The 15596-nt window shown below is 67.7% G+C and carries 19 protein-coding genes and 1 riboswitch; of the genes, 10 read left to right on the forward strand and 9 right to left on the reverse strand.

Annotated features, from left to right (window positions below; genetic code table 11):
• Positions 1-243: 243 nt before the first annotated feature.
• The gene (locus tag OMW55_RS08315) at positions 244-792 is read right to left on the reverse strand and encodes a hypothetical protein (protein ID WP_264882343.1); all 549 of its coding nucleotides are present in this window, start codon (positions 790-792) and stop codon (positions 244-246) included.
• 105 nt (positions 793-897) lie between these two features.
• Here OMW55_RS08315 and OMW55_RS08320 point away from each other — a divergent pair, with 105 nt between their 5' ends.
• The 5 genes from OMW55_RS08320 (at position 898) to OMW55_RS13965 (ending at position 2669) form a co-directional block, all read left to right on the forward strand.
• Positions 898-1296 (forward strand): DUF1810 domain-containing protein, encoded by a 399-nt coding sequence (locus OMW55_RS08320; RefSeq protein WP_264882344.1) that lies wholly within the window; start codon positions 898-900, stop codon positions 1294-1296.
• 1 nt (position 1297) lies between these two features.
• Positions 1298-1744, forward strand: coding sequence for a YaiI/YqxD family protein (locus OMW55_RS08325; protein ID WP_407822149.1), 447 nt, complete (start codon positions 1298-1300; stop codon positions 1742-1744).
• Positions 1745-1817: 73 nt separating this feature from the next.
• The gene (locus OMW55_RS08330) at positions 1818-2243 is read left to right on the forward strand and encodes a hypothetical protein (RefSeq protein WP_264882346.1); all 426 of its coding nucleotides are present in this window, start codon (positions 1818-1820) and stop codon (positions 2241-2243) included.
• The gene (locus tag OMW55_RS08335; protein WP_264882348.1) at positions 2192-2380 is read left to right on the forward strand and encodes a hypothetical protein; all 189 of its coding nucleotides are present in this window, start codon (positions 2192-2194) and stop codon (positions 2378-2380) included. The genes OMW55_RS08330 and OMW55_RS08335 overlap by 52 nt, the downstream gene beginning before the upstream one ends.
• A gap of 142 nt (positions 2381-2522) precedes the next feature.
• Entirely contained in the window at positions 2523-2669 is a 147-nt protein-coding gene (locus tag OMW55_RS13965; protein WP_407822150.1) for a DUF1810 family protein, read from the forward strand.
• 31 nt (positions 2670-2700) lie between these two features.
• Here the strand turns inward: OMW55_RS13965 and OMW55_RS08340 are convergent, their stop codons facing one another.
• The 3 genes from OMW55_RS08340 to OMW55_RS08350 all read right to left on the reverse strand — a co-directional run bounded on the left by OMW55_RS08340 (position 2701) and on the right by OMW55_RS08350 (position 5476).
• Entirely contained in the window at positions 2701-2865 is a 165-nt protein-coding gene (locus OMW55_RS08340) for a hypothetical protein (protein WP_264882349.1), read from the reverse strand.
• Positions 2865-4781, reverse strand: a complete 1917-nt coding sequence (thiC, locus tag OMW55_RS08345) for a phosphomethylpyrimidine synthase ThiC (RefSeq protein ID WP_264882350.1) — start codon at positions 4779-4781, stop codon at positions 2865-2867. The genes OMW55_RS08340 and thiC overlap by 1 nt, the downstream gene beginning before the upstream one ends.
• Positions 4782-4808: 27 nt before the next feature.
• A riboswitch (TPP riboswitch) is annotated at positions 4809-4952 on the reverse strand.
• Positions 4953-4987: 35 nt separating this feature from the next.
• The gene (locus tag OMW55_RS08350) at positions 4988-5476 is read right to left on the reverse strand and encodes an EF-hand domain-containing protein (RefSeq protein WP_264882351.1); all 489 of its coding nucleotides are present in this window, start codon (positions 5474-5476) and stop codon (positions 4988-4990) included.
• Positions 5477-5644: 168 nt separating this feature from the next.
• On the opposite strand from OMW55_RS08350, the gene OMW55_RS08355 reads away from it, so the two are divergent.
• The gene (locus tag OMW55_RS08355) at positions 5645-5941 is read left to right on the forward strand and encodes a hypothetical protein (protein ID WP_264882353.1); all 297 of its coding nucleotides are present in this window, start codon (positions 5645-5647) and stop codon (positions 5939-5941) included.
• A gap of 95 nt (positions 5942-6036) precedes the next feature.
• Here the strand turns inward: OMW55_RS08355 and OMW55_RS08360 are convergent, their stop codons facing one another.
• The 4 genes from OMW55_RS08360 to OMW55_RS08375 all read right to left on the reverse strand — a co-directional run bounded on the left by OMW55_RS08360 (position 6037) and on the right by OMW55_RS08375 (position 10119).
• Positions 6037-6894 (reverse strand): MipA/OmpV family protein, encoded by an 858-nt coding sequence (locus OMW55_RS08360; RefSeq protein ID WP_264882354.1) that lies wholly within the window; start codon positions 6892-6894, stop codon positions 6037-6039.
• 61 nt (positions 6895-6955) lie between these two features.
• The gene (gene fdxA / locus OMW55_RS08365) at positions 6956-7294 is read right to left on the reverse strand and encodes a ferredoxin FdxA (protein WP_264882357.1); all 339 of its coding nucleotides are present in this window, start codon (positions 7292-7294) and stop codon (positions 6956-6958) included.
• 30 nt (positions 7295-7324) lie between these two features.
• On the reverse strand, positions 7325-7609 hold the full coding sequence (locus OMW55_RS08370) for an RNA-binding S4 domain-containing protein (protein WP_264882359.1): 285 nt from the start codon (positions 7607-7609) through the stop codon (positions 7325-7327).
• Positions 7609-10119 carry a helicase-related protein gene (locus OMW55_RS08375; protein WP_264882360.1) on the reverse strand — a complete coding sequence of 837 codons (2511 nt, stop codon included), beginning with the start codon at positions 10117-10119 and terminating at the stop codon, positions 7609-7611. Before OMW55_RS08375 ends, OMW55_RS08370 begins: the two co-directional genes overlap by 1 nt.
• An 83-nt stretch (positions 10120-10202) precedes the next feature.
• Here OMW55_RS08375 and OMW55_RS08380 point away from each other — a divergent pair, with 83 nt between their 5' ends.
• The 4 genes from OMW55_RS08380 to OMW55_RS08395 all read left to right on the forward strand — a co-directional run bounded on the left by OMW55_RS08380 (position 10203) and on the right by OMW55_RS08395 (position 13746).
• Positions 10203-11615 carry a M23 family metallopeptidase gene (locus OMW55_RS08380; protein ID WP_264882361.1) on the forward strand — a complete coding sequence of 471 codons (1413 nt, stop codon included), beginning with the start codon at positions 10203-10205 and terminating at the stop codon, positions 11613-11615.
• Positions 11616-11681: 66 nt separating this feature from the next.
• Positions 11682-12188 carry a hypothetical protein gene (locus tag OMW55_RS08385; protein WP_264882362.1) on the forward strand — a complete coding sequence of 169 codons (507 nt, stop codon included), beginning with the start codon at positions 11682-11684 and terminating at the stop codon, positions 12186-12188.
• A 43-nt stretch (positions 12189-12231) separates the two neighbouring features.
• The gene (locus tag OMW55_RS08390; RefSeq protein ID WP_264882364.1) at positions 12232-13107 is read left to right on the forward strand and encodes a hypothetical protein; all 876 of its coding nucleotides are present in this window, start codon (positions 12232-12234) and stop codon (positions 13105-13107) included.
• A gap of 87 nt (positions 13108-13194) precedes the next feature.
• A complete protein-coding gene (locus OMW55_RS08395) occupies positions 13195-13746 on the forward strand; it encodes a PilZ domain-containing protein (protein WP_264882366.1) in 552 nt (183 codons plus the stop codon).
• 164 nt (positions 13747-13910) lie between these two features.
• Here the strand turns inward: OMW55_RS08395 and OMW55_RS08400 are convergent, their stop codons facing one another.
• Entirely contained in the window at positions 13911-15596 is a 1686-nt protein-coding gene (locus tag OMW55_RS08400) for an ATP-binding protein (protein ID WP_407822130.1), read from the reverse strand.

Consider the following 15596-nt stretch of genomic DNA (forward strand, 5'->3'; position numbering starts at 1 on the left):
CGGTCGAAGCGTTCGGACTTGATATAGGGCCGGCGACGGCCCGCGTCCGGCAGGAGTGGATCATGGCCAAGGGTCAGGTGAAGTCGAACAAGGAAGCCCGCAAGCCGAAGAAGGAGAAGCCGAAGACCATCGCGGCCAATCCGAGCAGCAAGGGTAGCGGCGGCCTGGGGAAGAGCTGAGCGCGCCCGACTTCGCTTCGCCCCCGGGTGGCGTTATGACGCCAGTTCGGCGGTCGGCCGCAATTCAGTCGCCGAGGCGGCGTAGAGTGGTGCGGTTTCGAACCAGCCACGCTTCGGCAGCGTCGTCGGTGAAATCGACTTCCTTGAGCGCAACCATCTGGTCACCGGCCCGGGCGGTGGTGACCCGGATACGCGCCGGACGGTCGTCGTCCCGGCCGGTCTCCTCGCTGACCAAGGTCCAGTTGGCCGGTCCGGTGGCGCCTTCGCGAAGGGAGAGGCGGGCAGTCGACAGCTCGACGTCGCGCCCTTTGCGCAAGCTGACGCTGCTTTCCCTTGCGCCATCCGCCAGTAGCATTGACGCGGTGGTGATCCGCACCGCGCCGACCTTTGGACCGTCGTCGAAATCGGCGACCCGCAACAGCGCCACGCCGTCGCCGCCGTCACGCACCTCGACCGTGACCGGCAGCCCGAACCAGCGGTCCGCCTGATAGTCGCGGTACTCGAGCTTGCCCTGCCACCGTCCGACCTGCGCCATGCGGGCGGCAGCGACGGTGAGCGGACCAGTAGCGGCGGAGACAGGCGCAGCGACCGTGAGCAGCAGGGCGGCGAGCATGGCGGGCTCCTTGGGTGAAAGGCGAGCCGATGCTGACACCGAAACGGTCGCCAAGAAAGGCGGTCCTTTGTGCCGGTGCCGCCCGTCGGGCTAAGCTGCGTGGCGATGGACGACCCCTTCAACCTTCAACGCTTCGTCGAGGCCCAGGCCAGCGGCGTCTACGAACAGGCGCTGGCCGAACTCAGGGCCCGCGCCAAGCAGAGCCACTGGATGTGGTTCATCTTCCCCCAGCACCGCGACCTGGGCCGCAGCGCCACCGCCAGGTTCTACGGCCTCTCAGGCGTTGACGAAGCCCGCGCCTACCTGGCCCACCCGCTGCTCGGCCCGAGGCTGCGCGAGTGCTTTGAAGCACTCCGTCCGCACCTGGAAGCGGGGGTCACGGCCGAGGCCATTCTTGGCAAGGTGGACGCGATCAAGCTGCGGTCGTGTGCGGAGATATTCCGTGAGGCGGCGCCAGGTGAGACGTTCCACTCCGGACTAGAGCGAGGGCCCGAGATTGAGTGAGGTGCAGATCCTGGTGGATGCGGACGCCTGCCCGGTGAAAGAGGAAGTCTATCGTGTGGCTCTCCGGCGTGAGGTGCCGGTCAAGGTGGTGAGCAACATGCGGCTGCGGGTGCCGGAGCATTCGCTGGTCGAGCGGGTGGTGGTGAGCGACGCTTTCAACGCCGCCGACGACTGGATCGCGGAAGCGGCGGATGCGCGAACGGTGGTGATCACCGGCGACATCCTGCTTGCCGACCGCTGTCTGAAGGCGGGCGCGACGGTGATCGGCCACAACGGCAAGCCCTTCACTGGGGCCAGCATCGGCAGCGCAATCGCCACCCGAGCCATCATGGCCGACCTCCGCGCCGGCGGCGACGTGGTCGGCGGGCCGGCGCCGTTCGCCAAGGCCGACCGTTCGCGTTTCCTGCAGGCGCTCGACGAAGCGCTGGTTCGGCTGGAGCGGAGATGAGGATCGATGTCGGGCAGGTTGCTTGCCCGCACCGAACGGCGCGCTACTCTGAGGTGCACACAGGGGGGCCGAAGTGGACGCATTCTCCTATCTGTCGGTCCTGCTGTCGATCATCCTGGGCCTCGCGATCCAGCAGGTGCTGCAAGGGTATCGCGCCCTGATCCTGTCGCGGCGTACCATCCGTTTCTACCCGCTGCCGCTGATCTGGTCCGTGCTGATACTTCTGATGGTGACCCAGCATTGGTGGGCGAGCTTCAGCCTGGCCCGGCGGACGGACTGGTCGTTCGCGGCATTCGCCACCACGCTGGTCCTGACTGGCTTCATCTACATGCTGGCGGCGATCGTTCTGCCCGATGTGCGGGCAGACGAGCCGCTGGATCTCAAGGGCATTATTACCGCGAGGCGCCGGCGTTCTTCGGCATCGCGGTGGCGGTGCTGCTGTGGAGCATGTTCCGCGAATATATGCTGGAAGGCCGGCTGCCCGAGCGGGAGAACCTGATTTTCCACCTGCTGTTTCTGGCCTGCGCCATCCCTGCCGCCTTCTCCCGCCGCGAGCGCCTGCACCAGCTGCTGACCGGAGCGATGATCGTCCTGTTCGTCGCTTATATCGTGCTGCTGTTCAGACAGCTGCGGTGACCAGCGCGGCCGACGATTCGGTCAACCAAGAGCGCTTCGTCGCGGCGCAAGCCCGCGGCGTGTACGGGGCTGCGCTTGCCGAGCTGCGGGCCGGGCGGGGGCGCAGCCACTAAATACGGTCACCCTTGCCCAGCACCGCAACCTGGGCCGAAGCGCCACGGGCAAATCTTACCGCCTGTCAGGCGAGGAAGAAGCCCGCGCCTACCTGACTCACCCGCTGCTCGGCCCGAGCCTGCGCGAGTGCGGCAAGGGGCCGGTTGTGACAGCGCGTGGGCCGTGTCGGCGTTAAGGCTGACGTTCACTGGTCGCACCAGCGGAACTCAGGACGCCTCCGGTCCACGCTTCGCCTTGTGCTCGGCGATTGCCTGGTCGGTCGCAGCGATGCGCTGACGCTCGGGGGTTTCCTTGGGCAGGCCCTTAAGGCGGCAGGTTGCCCACAGGGTCTTCCGCTCAGCCTCAAGCTTCTTGAGGTACAAGTCCGCCATCAGTCGTGCTCTCGCCCGCCCGCGCCGATGTAGAGCTCGTTGCCGCCGGCGCGGTAGCGTTCGGACATCTCGGCCATGCCCTGTTCTGCCTCCGCCTCACTCCCGATGGGAGCGCCGGAAGAACGCCCTTCGACAGGCTCAGGGCGAACGGGAGTGGAGTTGAGCACCCCCGCCTCCTGCTTAGCCGCGAAGTCGCGGACTTCCTGGGTGATTTTCATGCTGCAGAACTTGGGTCCGCACATGGAGCAGAAGTGGGCGGTCTTGGCGCCTTCGGCGGGGAGGGTCTGGTCGTGGTATCGCTCGGCCGTGTCAGGGTCGAGGCTGAGGTTGAACTGGTCGCGCCAGCGGAACTCGAAGCGGGCGCGGGACAGGGCGTCGTCGCGCAGGCGCGCGGCCGGGTGACCCTTGGCGAGGTCGGCGGCGTGGGCGGCGAGCTTGTACGTGACGACGCCGACCTTGACGTCGTCGCGGTCGGGAAGGCCGAGGTGCTCCTTGGGCGTGACGTAGCAGAGCATCGCCGTGCCGAACCAGCCGATCATCGCCGCGCCGATGCCACTGGTGATGTGGTCGTAACCGGGCGCGATGTCGGTGGTCAGCGGGCCCAAGGTGTAGAAGGGCGCCTCGCCGCAGCTCGCCAGCTGCTTGTCCATGTTCTCCTTGATCTTGTGCATGGGCACGTGGCCGGGGCCCTCGATCATGACCTGGACGTCCTGGTCCCAGGCGCGCTTGGTCAGCTCGCCAAGGGTATAGAGCTCGGCGAACTGGGCCTCGTCATTGGCGTCGGCGATGGAACCCGGGCGGAGGCCGTCGCCTAGCGAGTAGGCGATGTCATAGGCCTTCATGATCTCCGTGATCTCGTCGAAGCGCTCGTAGAGGAAGCTCTCCTGGTGGTGGGCCAGGCACCATTTGGCCATGATCGAGCCGCCGCGGCTGACGATGCCGGTGACACGCTTGGCGGTCAGCGGCACGTAGGGCAGGCGGACGCCGGCATGGATGGTGAAATAGTCGACGCCCTGCTCGGCCTGCTCGATCAGCGTGTCGCGGAAGATCTCCCAGGTGAGGTCCTCGGCGATGCCGCCGACCTTTTCCAGCGCCTGGTAGATGGGGACGGTGCCGATCGGCACGGGCGAATTGCGGATGATCCACTCGCGCGTGTCGTGAATGTTGCGGCCAGTGGACAGGTCCATCACCGTGTCCGCGCCCCAGCGGATCGCCCAGACCATCTTGTCGACCTCGGAGGCGACGTCTGAAGCCACGGCCGAGTTGCCGATGTTGGCGTTGATCTTCACGAGGAAGTTGCGGCCGATCGCCATCGGCTCGGTTTCGGGATGGTTGATGTTGTTGGGGATGATGGCGCGGCCGCGGGCGACCTCGTCGCGGACGAACTCGGGGGTGACGAATTCGGGAATGGTGGCACCGAAGGACTCGCCGTCGTGACGCCAAGTCGTCTCGCGTGACTTTTCCCGTCCGAGGTTCTCGCGCGCCGCGACATATTCCATCTCGGGCGTGATGATGCCGCGGCGGGCATAGTGCATCTGGGTGACGTTCTGGCCGGGGCGGGCGCGGAGGACGCGCTTGCGAACGTTGGGGAAGGGCTGGACGCCGCCGCTGCGATCAGGGCCGAGCTGGCCGTTGTCCTCCGGGCGGACCTCGCGCTGGGCGACTTCCTCCACGTCGCCGCGGGCACGGATCCAGTCACGGCGCAGCTCCGGCAGGCCGGCCATGATGTCGATGCGGGCGTCGGGGTCGGTGTAGGGGCCAGACGGATCGTAGACCACGACCGGGGACTCGCCCGAGGAAGGCTCCAGCACGACTTCGCGCATGGCGACCTTAAGCGGGCCGACGTGGACCTTGCGGCTGCCGCGGATCGGGCCGGTGGTAACCTTGAGTTCGGTGCGTGCGGGTATGTCGGCCATGGGTCGTCCTCTCCAATGGAGGGACACGGGAGGCCCGCATTCCCTCCCTACGCCGGTGTGAGCCGGATCAGGTTCAGCGGGTCGAGCGGAGTTTCACCGCCCCTCTCAGCCGTACAGGGGACCCATCCAAGTATCACTTGGATGGGAACCCAGGCTCCCCGGGGATCGGACGTGCATAGGCGCAAGCCGCGGCTCGCGCCAGTGACTTAGCGACCCTGGGGACCGGACTCGCGCCGCTCTGCCGCCTGCAGTTCGGCCGGAGTCACGGTGCCGTCCTTGTTCGTGTCCAAGCCCATGAAATTGGCACCGGTGCCGGCAGCGAACTCCGCCTTGGTGACGCTGCCGTCCTTGTTGGCATCGAACTGGAGCAGGGGCGCAGGGGGGAGCTTGGCCGGGTCGACATCCAGCATCTTGGCGAACTCGGCCTGGCTGAGGCTGCCATTCTTGTTGATGTCGAGCTTGCTGAACATGGCTTGCGACTGCCGCTGGAGGGCGGCGGCCGTGGCGCGCTGGCGGGCGCTGGCCAGCTCGGCCGCGCTGACCGTGCCGTCCTTGTTGGCGTCGATCTCGCCGAATTCACGGTTCATGTTGGCGTCGTATTCGGCGCGAGTGACGGGCTTAGGGGCGCCTCCCTGCTGGGCCGCGGCCGGGGTGGCCAGAATGGCGACGAGGCCGATGACGATGACTGCGCGCATGAGAAAACTCCTGAGAAATCGGGGCGCCACTAGGCTGCTGCTGCTGGCCTCAAGCTGAACACCGGGCAACGGCTCGTCCCGGCCGAAGCGCCGGTCGGCGTGAGGAAGGAGGGACCCAAGTCGCCGCCGCCGAGTTATGACACCCGTTCCAACAGGGAGTTTACCCTTATGCGCGCTTTGATCTTGGTCGCCGGTGCGGCCCTTTCGCTTTCCGCCTGTGGCGGGAACTCGTCGACCAACGACGCCAACACCATGGCGACCGACAACATGATGATGGACAGCGGCAACATGTCGATGGACCAGAACATGATGATGGACAGCAACATGTCGAACATGGGCATGGACGCCAACATGTCCGGTGGCATGGACGGCAACATGAGCACCAATGCCGCCACCGAGAGCAACATGATGGCGCAGGACCGGAACACCAACGCTCCGGACACCAACATCGCCAACGGCATGTAAGAGAATTGGAGCTAAGACAGGGCGGCCGTCACGCAGCTGCCCTGGCTCCCGGAGCGCCCGCCCTCACCGGCGGGCGCTCTTTTTCGTGGTGTTCGCTAGAAGCTGTAGCCGACGCCTGCGGCGAGCAACCATTGGCTCCGGCTGCCGGCGATGCGGACGATCGGGCTGTCGCCGGCATCGCCGGTGAGGCGCTTGTAGTTGGCCGAGCCGAACAGGCCCCAGCCCTTGCGCAGGTCGCCACTGAGCGACAGGCCGGTCAGCGCTCCGAGTTGCCAGCTCTTCAGGCCGCCACCGCTTGGATTGTAGGCTGGCAGACCGCTGGCGAGCGCACCGGCCGGCGAGATGCCGAAATAATAGTCGTTGTACTTGCCGCTGACGTAATCGGCCGAGGCCGACACGCCGACGTAGACGGTGCGTGACAGCGGCGTGCCGAACTCGGCCGTCGGGGTGACCACCCAGCTTTCATGCGCGTTGCCGAGGTCCTTGACCGCGTCGAGGCGGAAGCTGAGCGCGTCATAGGGGTTGGTCAGGCCATGGAAGGTGACGCCGCCGAACGCGCCGACCTCGAACCCTGTGTTGAGCTCCGGCAGAGCGTCGACCCGGTCGTCCTTGACCTTGCCGGTGCGGTTGAGGCGGACGCCGACGATCGGGCCGACGTCGAGGTCGACCTTGCCAGGCCGGTCGACCAGGTCGGCATAAAGGTAGGTTCCGCGCGAGAAGATGCTGATCCCCCCGGTGCGGGCCTGGAGCACGGCGCCGGGAATGATGCGGTGATCGTCGGAGCCTTCGTAGTCGGGCACGAAGGCGGCACCCACGCCAATGCGTAGATAGTCGCTGCGGTCATTGGGGTCCGGCAGCGGCTGGAGCGCCGAAGATTGATCAACGGACTGCGCAGCGGCGGGCACGGCAGCAAGCAGCGCGGCCGCAACCGCGGCAAGACGAATGGCAGTCATGCGAATTTTCCCCTGTGGTGCGGCACGCAGTAGCAGAAACGCGCCGTTTTTCCAGTCAGCCTCAGTCGCCGGCGCCGGCTTCGGGCGTGAAATACTTATCGTACTTGCCGGCTTCGCCCTTGTGCTCGTCGGCGTCCGCGGGCGCATCCTTCTTGCGAGTGATGTTGGGCCATTGCGAGGAGAAGGTGGCGTTCAGCTCCAACCACTGTTCGTTGCCGGACTCGGTGTCGGGCAGGATCGCCTCGGCCGGGCACTCGGGCTCACACACGCCGCAGTCGATGCATTCATTCGGGTTGATGACCAGCATGGTCTCGCCCTCATAGAAGCAGTCAACCGGACAGACCTCGACGCAGTCCATGTACTTGCAGCGGATGCAGGCGTCGGTGACGACGTAGGTCATGTGTCTGTGGCTCCCTTGTTGGCGGAAGCGCTATGCCGGGTCCGTGGTTCCGTCAACGGGCGAGGCTTCGACGATCTCCTCGTAGCAGGCCTGGGCTTCGGGAGCGGGGCCGCGGCGGGCGGGCAGCGCAAGGACGCGCAACACGCGGACCTTGCCCCTTAGCGGCAGGGCAACGACGCTGCCGACCCGGACCTCGTCGCTGGGCTTTTCCACCCGGCGGCCGTCGATGCGGGTGCGGCCTTGTGCGAGCAGCTCCTGCGCCTGGGTGCGACTCTTGATCAGGCGTATCATGAACAGGAACTTGTCGACGCGCACTAGGGCTTGAGGCTCGCGAAGGCGGCGGCGAAGGCGTTGCCGGGCTTCAGCGGCGCGGGACGTTCGGGGCGGCGGCGCTGGCCGCGCCAACTCCAGCTCTCACCCTTGGGCGTAAAGCCGACCTCGGCCAGCAGGCGGACGAGCGCCGTTTCGTCAAGACCGAGCGAGGTGACCAGTTGGCGGTCGACGATGTCTTCACCGCCGGCCGCACGAACCTTGTGCGCGTGGGCGGCGAGGCGGTCGGCAAGGTCGATGCGCAGCCAGCCCGTGCCGACCCGGCGGTAGGCCAGAACAGCGCCGCGCGGGTCGGCTTCGGCGGGCAGGGTGGCCGCGCCCGGCGGCGCCAGCGCGGGCATGGCGTCGCCTGTCCGAACGGTGATCAGCGCCGCGCGCCAGCGCTGCGCTTCGGGCTTGAGCAATGACGGCAGAAACACGTCAAGCGCACCAAGGCGGACCCGCAGCTTGTACAGCGCGGCCCGGTCATCCTTGGCCAGCTGGCCGATCGGCGCGGCAAGAACCTTGCGTGGCGTCACGCCGCCGGCGTCCGCCAGCATGGCGGTGAGCGCGCGGACGGCGGGCGAGTGCTTCGGGTCGGATGAGGCGCGGGCGAGCCGCTGCAGGTCACCGAGATGACGGCCGACCTGCGCCTCGACCCATTGCTCCAGCCGTGCGCGCAGCGCGGACCGGACCGGGGCGGACAGGCGGTCGAGCGCACGGGCGGTGCGCAAGGCCGGCTCCGTCAATGAGCGCCCGGGCGCGAGCCGCGCGAGCAGGTGCCCGTCGCCGGTAACCGCCACGTCGCTGCCGCTGGTGGCGAGCAGGGCGAACTTGGTGTCATCGCCAGCGGTGAGGTCACGGGCGCGACGGTCGAGTTCCTCGCCCAGGCGGCGCTCGGCGGCCGCGAGCAGCAGTCGCTTGTCGGCCAGCCGAGCGGTCGGATCAACGGTGAAGTCGAAGCCGGCTAGGTGGCCGATCGGCTCCGGCCCGACGCTGACCTCGCCGTCGGCGGCGACGGTGACTGGGAGGGCGTCGGCCCCGCGGGCGCCGATGTCGCGGACCAGCACGGCCGTGCGGCGATCGACGAAGCGCTGCGTCAGGGCGGAATGAAGGGCATCGCTGAGCCGACCTTCGACGGCGTGGGTGCGCTCCGCCCACTTGGCGGGATCGGCCAGCCAGTCGGCGCGATGGGCGATGTAGGCCCAGCTGCGGACGCCGGCGAGCCGGTCGGCCAACGCCTCGATGTCGCCCTGAACGTTGTCGAGCCGGGCGACTTCGGCGGCGAACCAGTCCTGCGAGATGTGTCCGCCCTCGCCGATGTAGCTATACACCCGGCGGACCATGCGGGCATGGTGCATCGGTCCTACCTTGCGGAAGTCGGGCAGCCCGCAGGCGGCCCATAGCTGGCGCGCCTGGCGGCCGCGGCGGGCGGCGACGGCGGGATCCTCGGCGATCAGCTTCAAGACGGCGAGGTCGATGCTGAGCGGGGCCGGGCGGAGCAAGGGGTCGTCGCTCCTCGCCTCCAGGCTGGCGATCAAGGCACGGACGTCGGTGAAGTCGAGCTCGGGGTTGCGCCAATAAAGATGGTCGAGCGGGCGGAAGCGGTGCTCCTCTATCGCGCCGATCTCCTCGTCGGTGAAGTGGGCTCCTTCTTCCCCGCCCAGGCCCAGCGTGCCGAAGCTGCCATCGCGCTGGTGGCGACCGGCGCGGCCGGCGATCTGCGCCATCTCGGTGATGAGCAGGCGGCGCTGGCGGCGGCCGTCGAACTTCTCCAGGCCGGCAAAGGCAACATGGGTGACGTCCATGTTAAGGCCCATGCCTATGGCGTCGGTGGCAACCAGATAGTCGACCTCGCCGCGCTGGAACATGGCAACCTGCGCGTTGCGAGTGGCGGGCGACAGGGCGCCCATCACCACCGCCGCACCGCCCTTGAACCGGCGCAGCATCTCGGCCAGCGCGTAGACCTGCTCGGCGGAGAAGGCGACCACGGCCGAGCGCGGTGGCAGGCGGGACAGCTTCACCGCGCCAGCGTAGCGCAGGGTGGAAAAGCGCGGCCGGCTGATCACCTCGGCCTCCGGCACCAGCTTGCGAATGAGCGGACGCAGCGTGTCGGAGCCGAGGATCAGCGTCTCTTCCCGCCCCCGCGCGCGGAGCATGCGGTCGGTGAAGACGTGTCCGCGCTCCGGGTCGGTGCCGAGCTGGGCTTCATCAATGGCGCAGAAGGCGAAGTCCTGCTCCACGGGCATCGATTCGACAGTGCTGAGCCAGTAGCGGGCCGTCGGGGGAACGATTCGCTCCTCGCCAGTCAGCAGCGCGACGCTGGCCTCGCCCTTAAGCTTTACCACCCGGTCGTAGACCTCCCGGGCGAGGAGGCGGAGCGGGAAGCCCATCACCCCCGAGGAATGGGCGCACATGCGCTCGATCGCGAGGTGGGTCTTGCCGGTGTTCGTCGGACCGAGAATTGCCCGCACCGAACCGTCGCCGTGAATGGCCATGAGCCGATGTGGGGCCATGCGGGGCACAAGCGCAAGCGATCATATCGCCTCCGTTCCGTCTCTTAGCGGCACGTTAACCCTGCTGGGCGACAAGGCACGGGATGTTTCATTCGCGCGTTCTCCCCGCCGACGCGGTGCCGGTCTTTGGACTAAGGGCACCGCCGCGAGCGCCGTTCAGCCTGGTGGTGGACCTTGGCGGCGACCTGTTCAGCCGTCGTTGGTGGCGCGGGTTGGGAACGCTACTCGCGCTGACCGGGGCAGTGGCGGCGCTGGCGCCGGGGCTGGAGCCGCTCGCGGGCGGACGCACCGCGGAGTTCGACGAGCCGGCCGCCGAGCAATGGGATTCCGTTGGCATCGGTGCGCTGGACGGGGGGGCGAAGACCGGCCTGCCGATGGCGGAGACGGCGGCTGTGAAGCCGCTGGCGGAGGCGCCGGTGCGGACGTCGGTGGCACTGTTCGCCACCCTTGGGCCGGGCGACACGATCGGGCGGCTGCTGGCCCGCAACGGGGCGGGCGGGGCGGATGCGGCGCAGGTCGAGGCGCTGGTTCACTCGGCCGGGCGGACGTTGACGCCGGGCACGGCCGTGAGCTTCACGCTGGGTTTGCCGTTGGCGGGCGGGGCGCGGCCGGTCGAGCGGGTGAGCCTCAGGGCCGGGCTGGACCTCAAGCTCGAGCTCGCGGCCGGAGCAGACGGGTTGACGATGACGCGAGTGGCCATCCCGGTCGATCGACGGCCGCTACGCATCCGTGGTCGGGTCGGGTCGGGGCTCTACTGGTCGCTCCGCGCGGCTGGGGCGAACCCGGCGGCGGCCGCGCAATATCTGCAGGCGCTGGCGACCCAGATCGAGGTCGGCAGCGAGGTCGGGAGCGAGGACCGTTTCACCTTGGTCCTGGAGAGCGCGCGGGCCGCGACGGGCGAGCAGGTGACGGGGCCGTTGCTTTATGCCGGGCTCGACCGGGCGGTGGGATCTCCGCTGCAACTGCTGCGCTGGCGCACCGGCGGCCAGGCGCAATGGCTCGACGCGGGCAACGCGAGTGATCCGCGGCCGCGGGTCTCGAGTGGCATCACCTGGCCGGTGCAGGCGCCGATCACCTCCACCTTCGGGATGCGGCTGCACCCGATCCTGCGCTTCCTGCGCCCGCACAAGGGGATCGACTTCGGCGCGCACTGGGGCCAGCCGATCGTTGCCGCCGCCGACGGGCAGGTCGAACGCGCCGGCTGGGCCGGCGGTTACGGCCAGCAGGTGCGGATCGCGCACGGCGGCAGCCTAGAGACCAGCTACAGCCACATGAGCCGGATGGTCGTGGCGCCGGGCAGTGCTGTCAGGCAGGGGCAGCTGATTGGCTATGTCGGTACCACTGGCCTGTCGACCGGCCCGCACCTCCATTTCGAGACGTTGCGGAATGGCGTGGCGGTGAACCCGATGGGCGTGCGCTTCGTGCATGTCGCGGCAGTCGATCCGGGGCAGGCGGCCGCGATCCGGGCGCGGGTACGGGCACTGCTCGGCGCCTGATCAGGCGTATCTCGTCAACTTCCGTTCAGGTGGCGCGTTGCACCCGTCGCCTCGGGAGACACGAAGATGGCGCTGCTGCTCACCCTGATCGCGGCTCAAGTGGTGGCTGCCGGACCGCCGGCGCCGCCCAGGCCCAAGGTGGCCGCCGCTCCTGCGCAGACCTGCATAACCGCTACGTTGACGGAGCCGGGCGTGATCGTGGTCTGCGCCGAGCGGCCGCAGGGCTATCGGCTCGATCCGGACGTGACCAGGGCCAAGAAGGAAGCGCGCAACCATACGCTGCCCAAAGATCGCGAGCTGCTGCGCGACAGCGCGTGCAAGTCGGTCGGACCGGCCGGCTGCATGAACCAGCCGGCGATCAACGTCGTGGGCGCCGTCGGCACCGCGGTGGCGATGGTGCGGACCGCCATGTCGGGCGGCAATGTCGGCAAGATGTTCGTCAGTGACCCGCAGATGAGCGAATATGATTACTACCTTGCGGCCAAGCAGGAGCGGGAAGAGGCCGCGGAGCAAGCCGCCGACCAGGCCGCCGTCGCCGCCGCCGGGCACTCCGAGCCGAGCGCCGCCAAGTAGGCGTTTTTTTGCGATATTCGTTCGGGCTTGATAGACCGGCGCCATGTCGAACGCAGTATTCATCCAGGCCAATCCGCGGCAAATGCTGGGCGCGAGGATCTCGGCCTACAGCTTCCGGCGCAACTCGGCCGCGCCCGATAGCTTCACCGTGCACATCATGGACGTGCGCGACCATCCAAAGCTGATGCTGCCGGGCCAGACAATCCTCCGCGGAGGCCACGTGCGGGCGTGGGACCCGGACGACCTGCAGAGCTTCACGCCGCTTCGCTTCTACCCCCCGCAGGCCATGGGTTTCGAGGGCCGCGCGGTGGTCACGGACCCGGATGTGTTCGCGGCCAGCGACGTTGCCGAGCTGTTTGCGCGGGAGCTGGATGGCAAGCCGGTCTGGGCGGTGCCTCGGCCGGGGCATAACGGCCGGGCCGATTATGTCGCAACCTCGGTCATGTTGCTCGACTGCGCACGGTTGACCCACTGGCAGTTCGACCGCGACCTCGATGACCTGTTCGCGCATCGGATCGACTATGTCGAATGGATCGAGCTCCGGCGCGAGGACCCGGCCAACATCGGCCACCTCGAACCGGAATGGAACAGCTTCGACAAGCTGACTTCGGCGACCAGGCTGCTGCATACCACCAAGCGACGGACGCAGCCGTGGAAGACGGGGCTGCCGGTCGACTATACGCTGCGGGAGAAGGGCGGCCTCATGGACCTGTTGCGACCGTTCCGGGCGCGCCGGTACCAGCGGCACCCGGACAGCAATCAAGAGGCTCTGGTCTACTCGCTGTTGGCCGAGATGATCGACGCGGGCGAGGTGAGCCGGGCCGAGCTGGAGGCCGAGATGGCAGCCAACCACGTCCGGCACGATTCGCTGCAGATGGTGGACCGCTGGCGGGGGTGGGAGATGCAGGCCGCGGCCTGAGCACCTGGGCCATTCTGGATGCAGTTTCGCCCAGACGTAAGACTTTGTTAACTACTCGGCGGCACCGTTCTCCCAAAGGAGACGCGCGTGGGCCTGGTTGCATATATCGATGATAGCCTCGCTTCCGAGAAGCGGCGGGCACCCCGGCGCACCCTTCGCCTCGAAGTCGGTGTTGCTACCGGCGCGCCGGAGCAGGCGCGAATGATGATTCACGACCTGTCCCCGACGGGCCTGCTGGTCGAGGCCGAGGATGGGCCTACGGTTGGTGAGAAGCTGCAGATCGAACTGCCTGGCTCGGGAAGCTTCCCGGCCAAGGTGATGTGGAGCAGCGGGCGGTTCGTCGGCTGCAAGTTCGAGCAAGTCTTGCCGCAGGCTGCGATCAGCGCTGCGCTGCTCAAGAGCGTGCGGGCGCCGGAGCGGACGGCCCCCGCCGGCAACCTGACCCCCGTGCAGGAACTTCAGGCGCGGGTCCAGCGGCTCGTGGAGGGGGGCGAGGCTGTCACCGAGGGTTCGGCCGCGCAGGTAGCCGCCAACGATGATCGGCTGCCGTTCCATGTGCGCGGGCGCATCATGCTGGGCCTTAGCCTGGCTTCGGCTGGCGTGTGGGGCGCGCTGCTCTGGGCGATCGGAGTGATCTGAGGGTCACCCGAGCCTTCTCGTAAATGGTTGAGGTAGGAGTGCGCCACGCGGGGAGAATCCGCGTGGCGTCGGTCGGGATCGGCTGGCGCCGACCCGCCGGCCGGGTCGACGCAATCTCTTGCAAGCACGGCGGCGCTTCGCACCGGCGTGCTTGCAAGAGATTGCTACCGACCGTGCCCCCGCCACCTTTTGATCGTCCGCCCGATGATCTCCTCCTCGCCGCCGACCTCGCGCCACAGGGAGGCGAAGCTCGGGTCGGCCGAGGCCGGGCGTTTCTCGGGCTCGAGGTCGTCGAAGCGGACGCGGATGGGAATGGCGACGCCTTCGCCGCACACGATGCATTCTCGGTTCCGGAGGGCCGGAATCGAGTCGAGGAAGCCTCGGGCGCCCTCCGGCATGGCGGCGCGGACGCAGGCTTGGTCGCGGTCGTTGTTGAGTCGCATGGAGATGATGGTGCCGCACTGCGACAGCACGCCTTCTGCGAGGTCGGACGGACGCTGCGTGATCAGGCCCAAGGAGACGCCGTACTTACGGCCTTCCTTGGCGATCCGCTCCAGGATCTTGCGGACCGCCTGACCTTTGGCGCTTTCGTCCTTGGGGACGTAGCGGTGCGCTTCCTCACAGACCAGCAGGATCGGGCGCTGCGCCTCGGTACGTGACCAGATGGCATAGTCGAACACCATTCGGGCGAGCACCGATACCACCACGCTGGTGATGTCGGACGGTACGCCCGACACGTCGACGATCGAGATCGGGCGACCGTTGGCGGGCAGCCGGAACAGCTTGGCAAGAAAGCTGCCCATCGTGTCGCTGACCAGCATGCCGGAAAACATGAAGGTGTAGCGCGGGTCGGCGCGCAGCTCGTCCAACTTGTTCTTCAGGCGCTGGTAGGGGGTGGTGTCGCCGGCGCGGTCGAGCTTGCCCATCTCGTTCACGATGACCTGGTTGAAGTCGGTCAGCAGGTAGGGAATCGGCGAATCCACCGTCACCTTGCCGTATTGCTCGGCCGCCTTGGTCTTCATCCGCGCGGCCAACAGGCACTTGGCGAGAATGTCAGCGTCGCGCTGCCGCTCCGCGCCGTCCGTGGTAAGCAGGACCTCGCAGTGCTCCTCGAAGTTCATCAGCCAGTAGGGCAGTGCCAGGTTGTCGACGTTGAACAGCTCGCCGCAACCCTTGAACGCGGCGCTATATTCGCCGTGCGGGTCGATCATCACGATGTGCCCCTCCGGCGAGTAGCTCGAGATGCGATGAAGGATCAGGGCAACGGAGGTCGACTTGCCGGTGCCGGTCGAGCCGAGGACCGCGAAGTGCTTGGACAGCATCGGATCAATGTACAGCGCGCCGCGGATATCGTCGGTCGGGTAGACCGTGCCGATCTCGACGTTGGCGCTGCCGCTGGCGGCGAAGATGGTCCTGAGGTCGTCGGTGGTGACCGGCATCACCGTGCAGCCGGGGATGGGATAACGGGTGACGCCGCGGCGGAAGTTGCTCATCCTTCCGGTGCTGTCGCTGCTGCCCTCGCCGAGGAAGTCGATCATGGCGGTGATGGAGCCATCGTCGTCGCGCTTCATGGTGCGCACGTTGGCGATTAGCCAGGCACCGGGCAGAGCCATTTTGACCTGGCTGCCGACCTGTCCGGACATGGCGACGGACGGATCGGCGTGGTCCTGCAGCGCCATCAGGCGCTCGGTGTTCATGCGGATGCGCGAGCCCGAGCCGGCTATCTCCAGCACCTGGCCGATCGGCTCGACCTGCTGAGAGGGTGCGGGGACGTGACCGCCGGTGGTTTCCTCGTCGTTGTAGCTCTTCAGCTCGTCGAGGAAGCTCTTCAGGCTCACTTCGTCGGTCAT

The sequence above is a fragment of the Sphingomonas arvum genome (assembly GCF_026013565.1).
Lineage (GTDB): Bacteria > Pseudomonadota > Alphaproteobacteria > Sphingomonadales > Sphingomonadaceae > Sphingomicrobium > Sphingomicrobium arvum.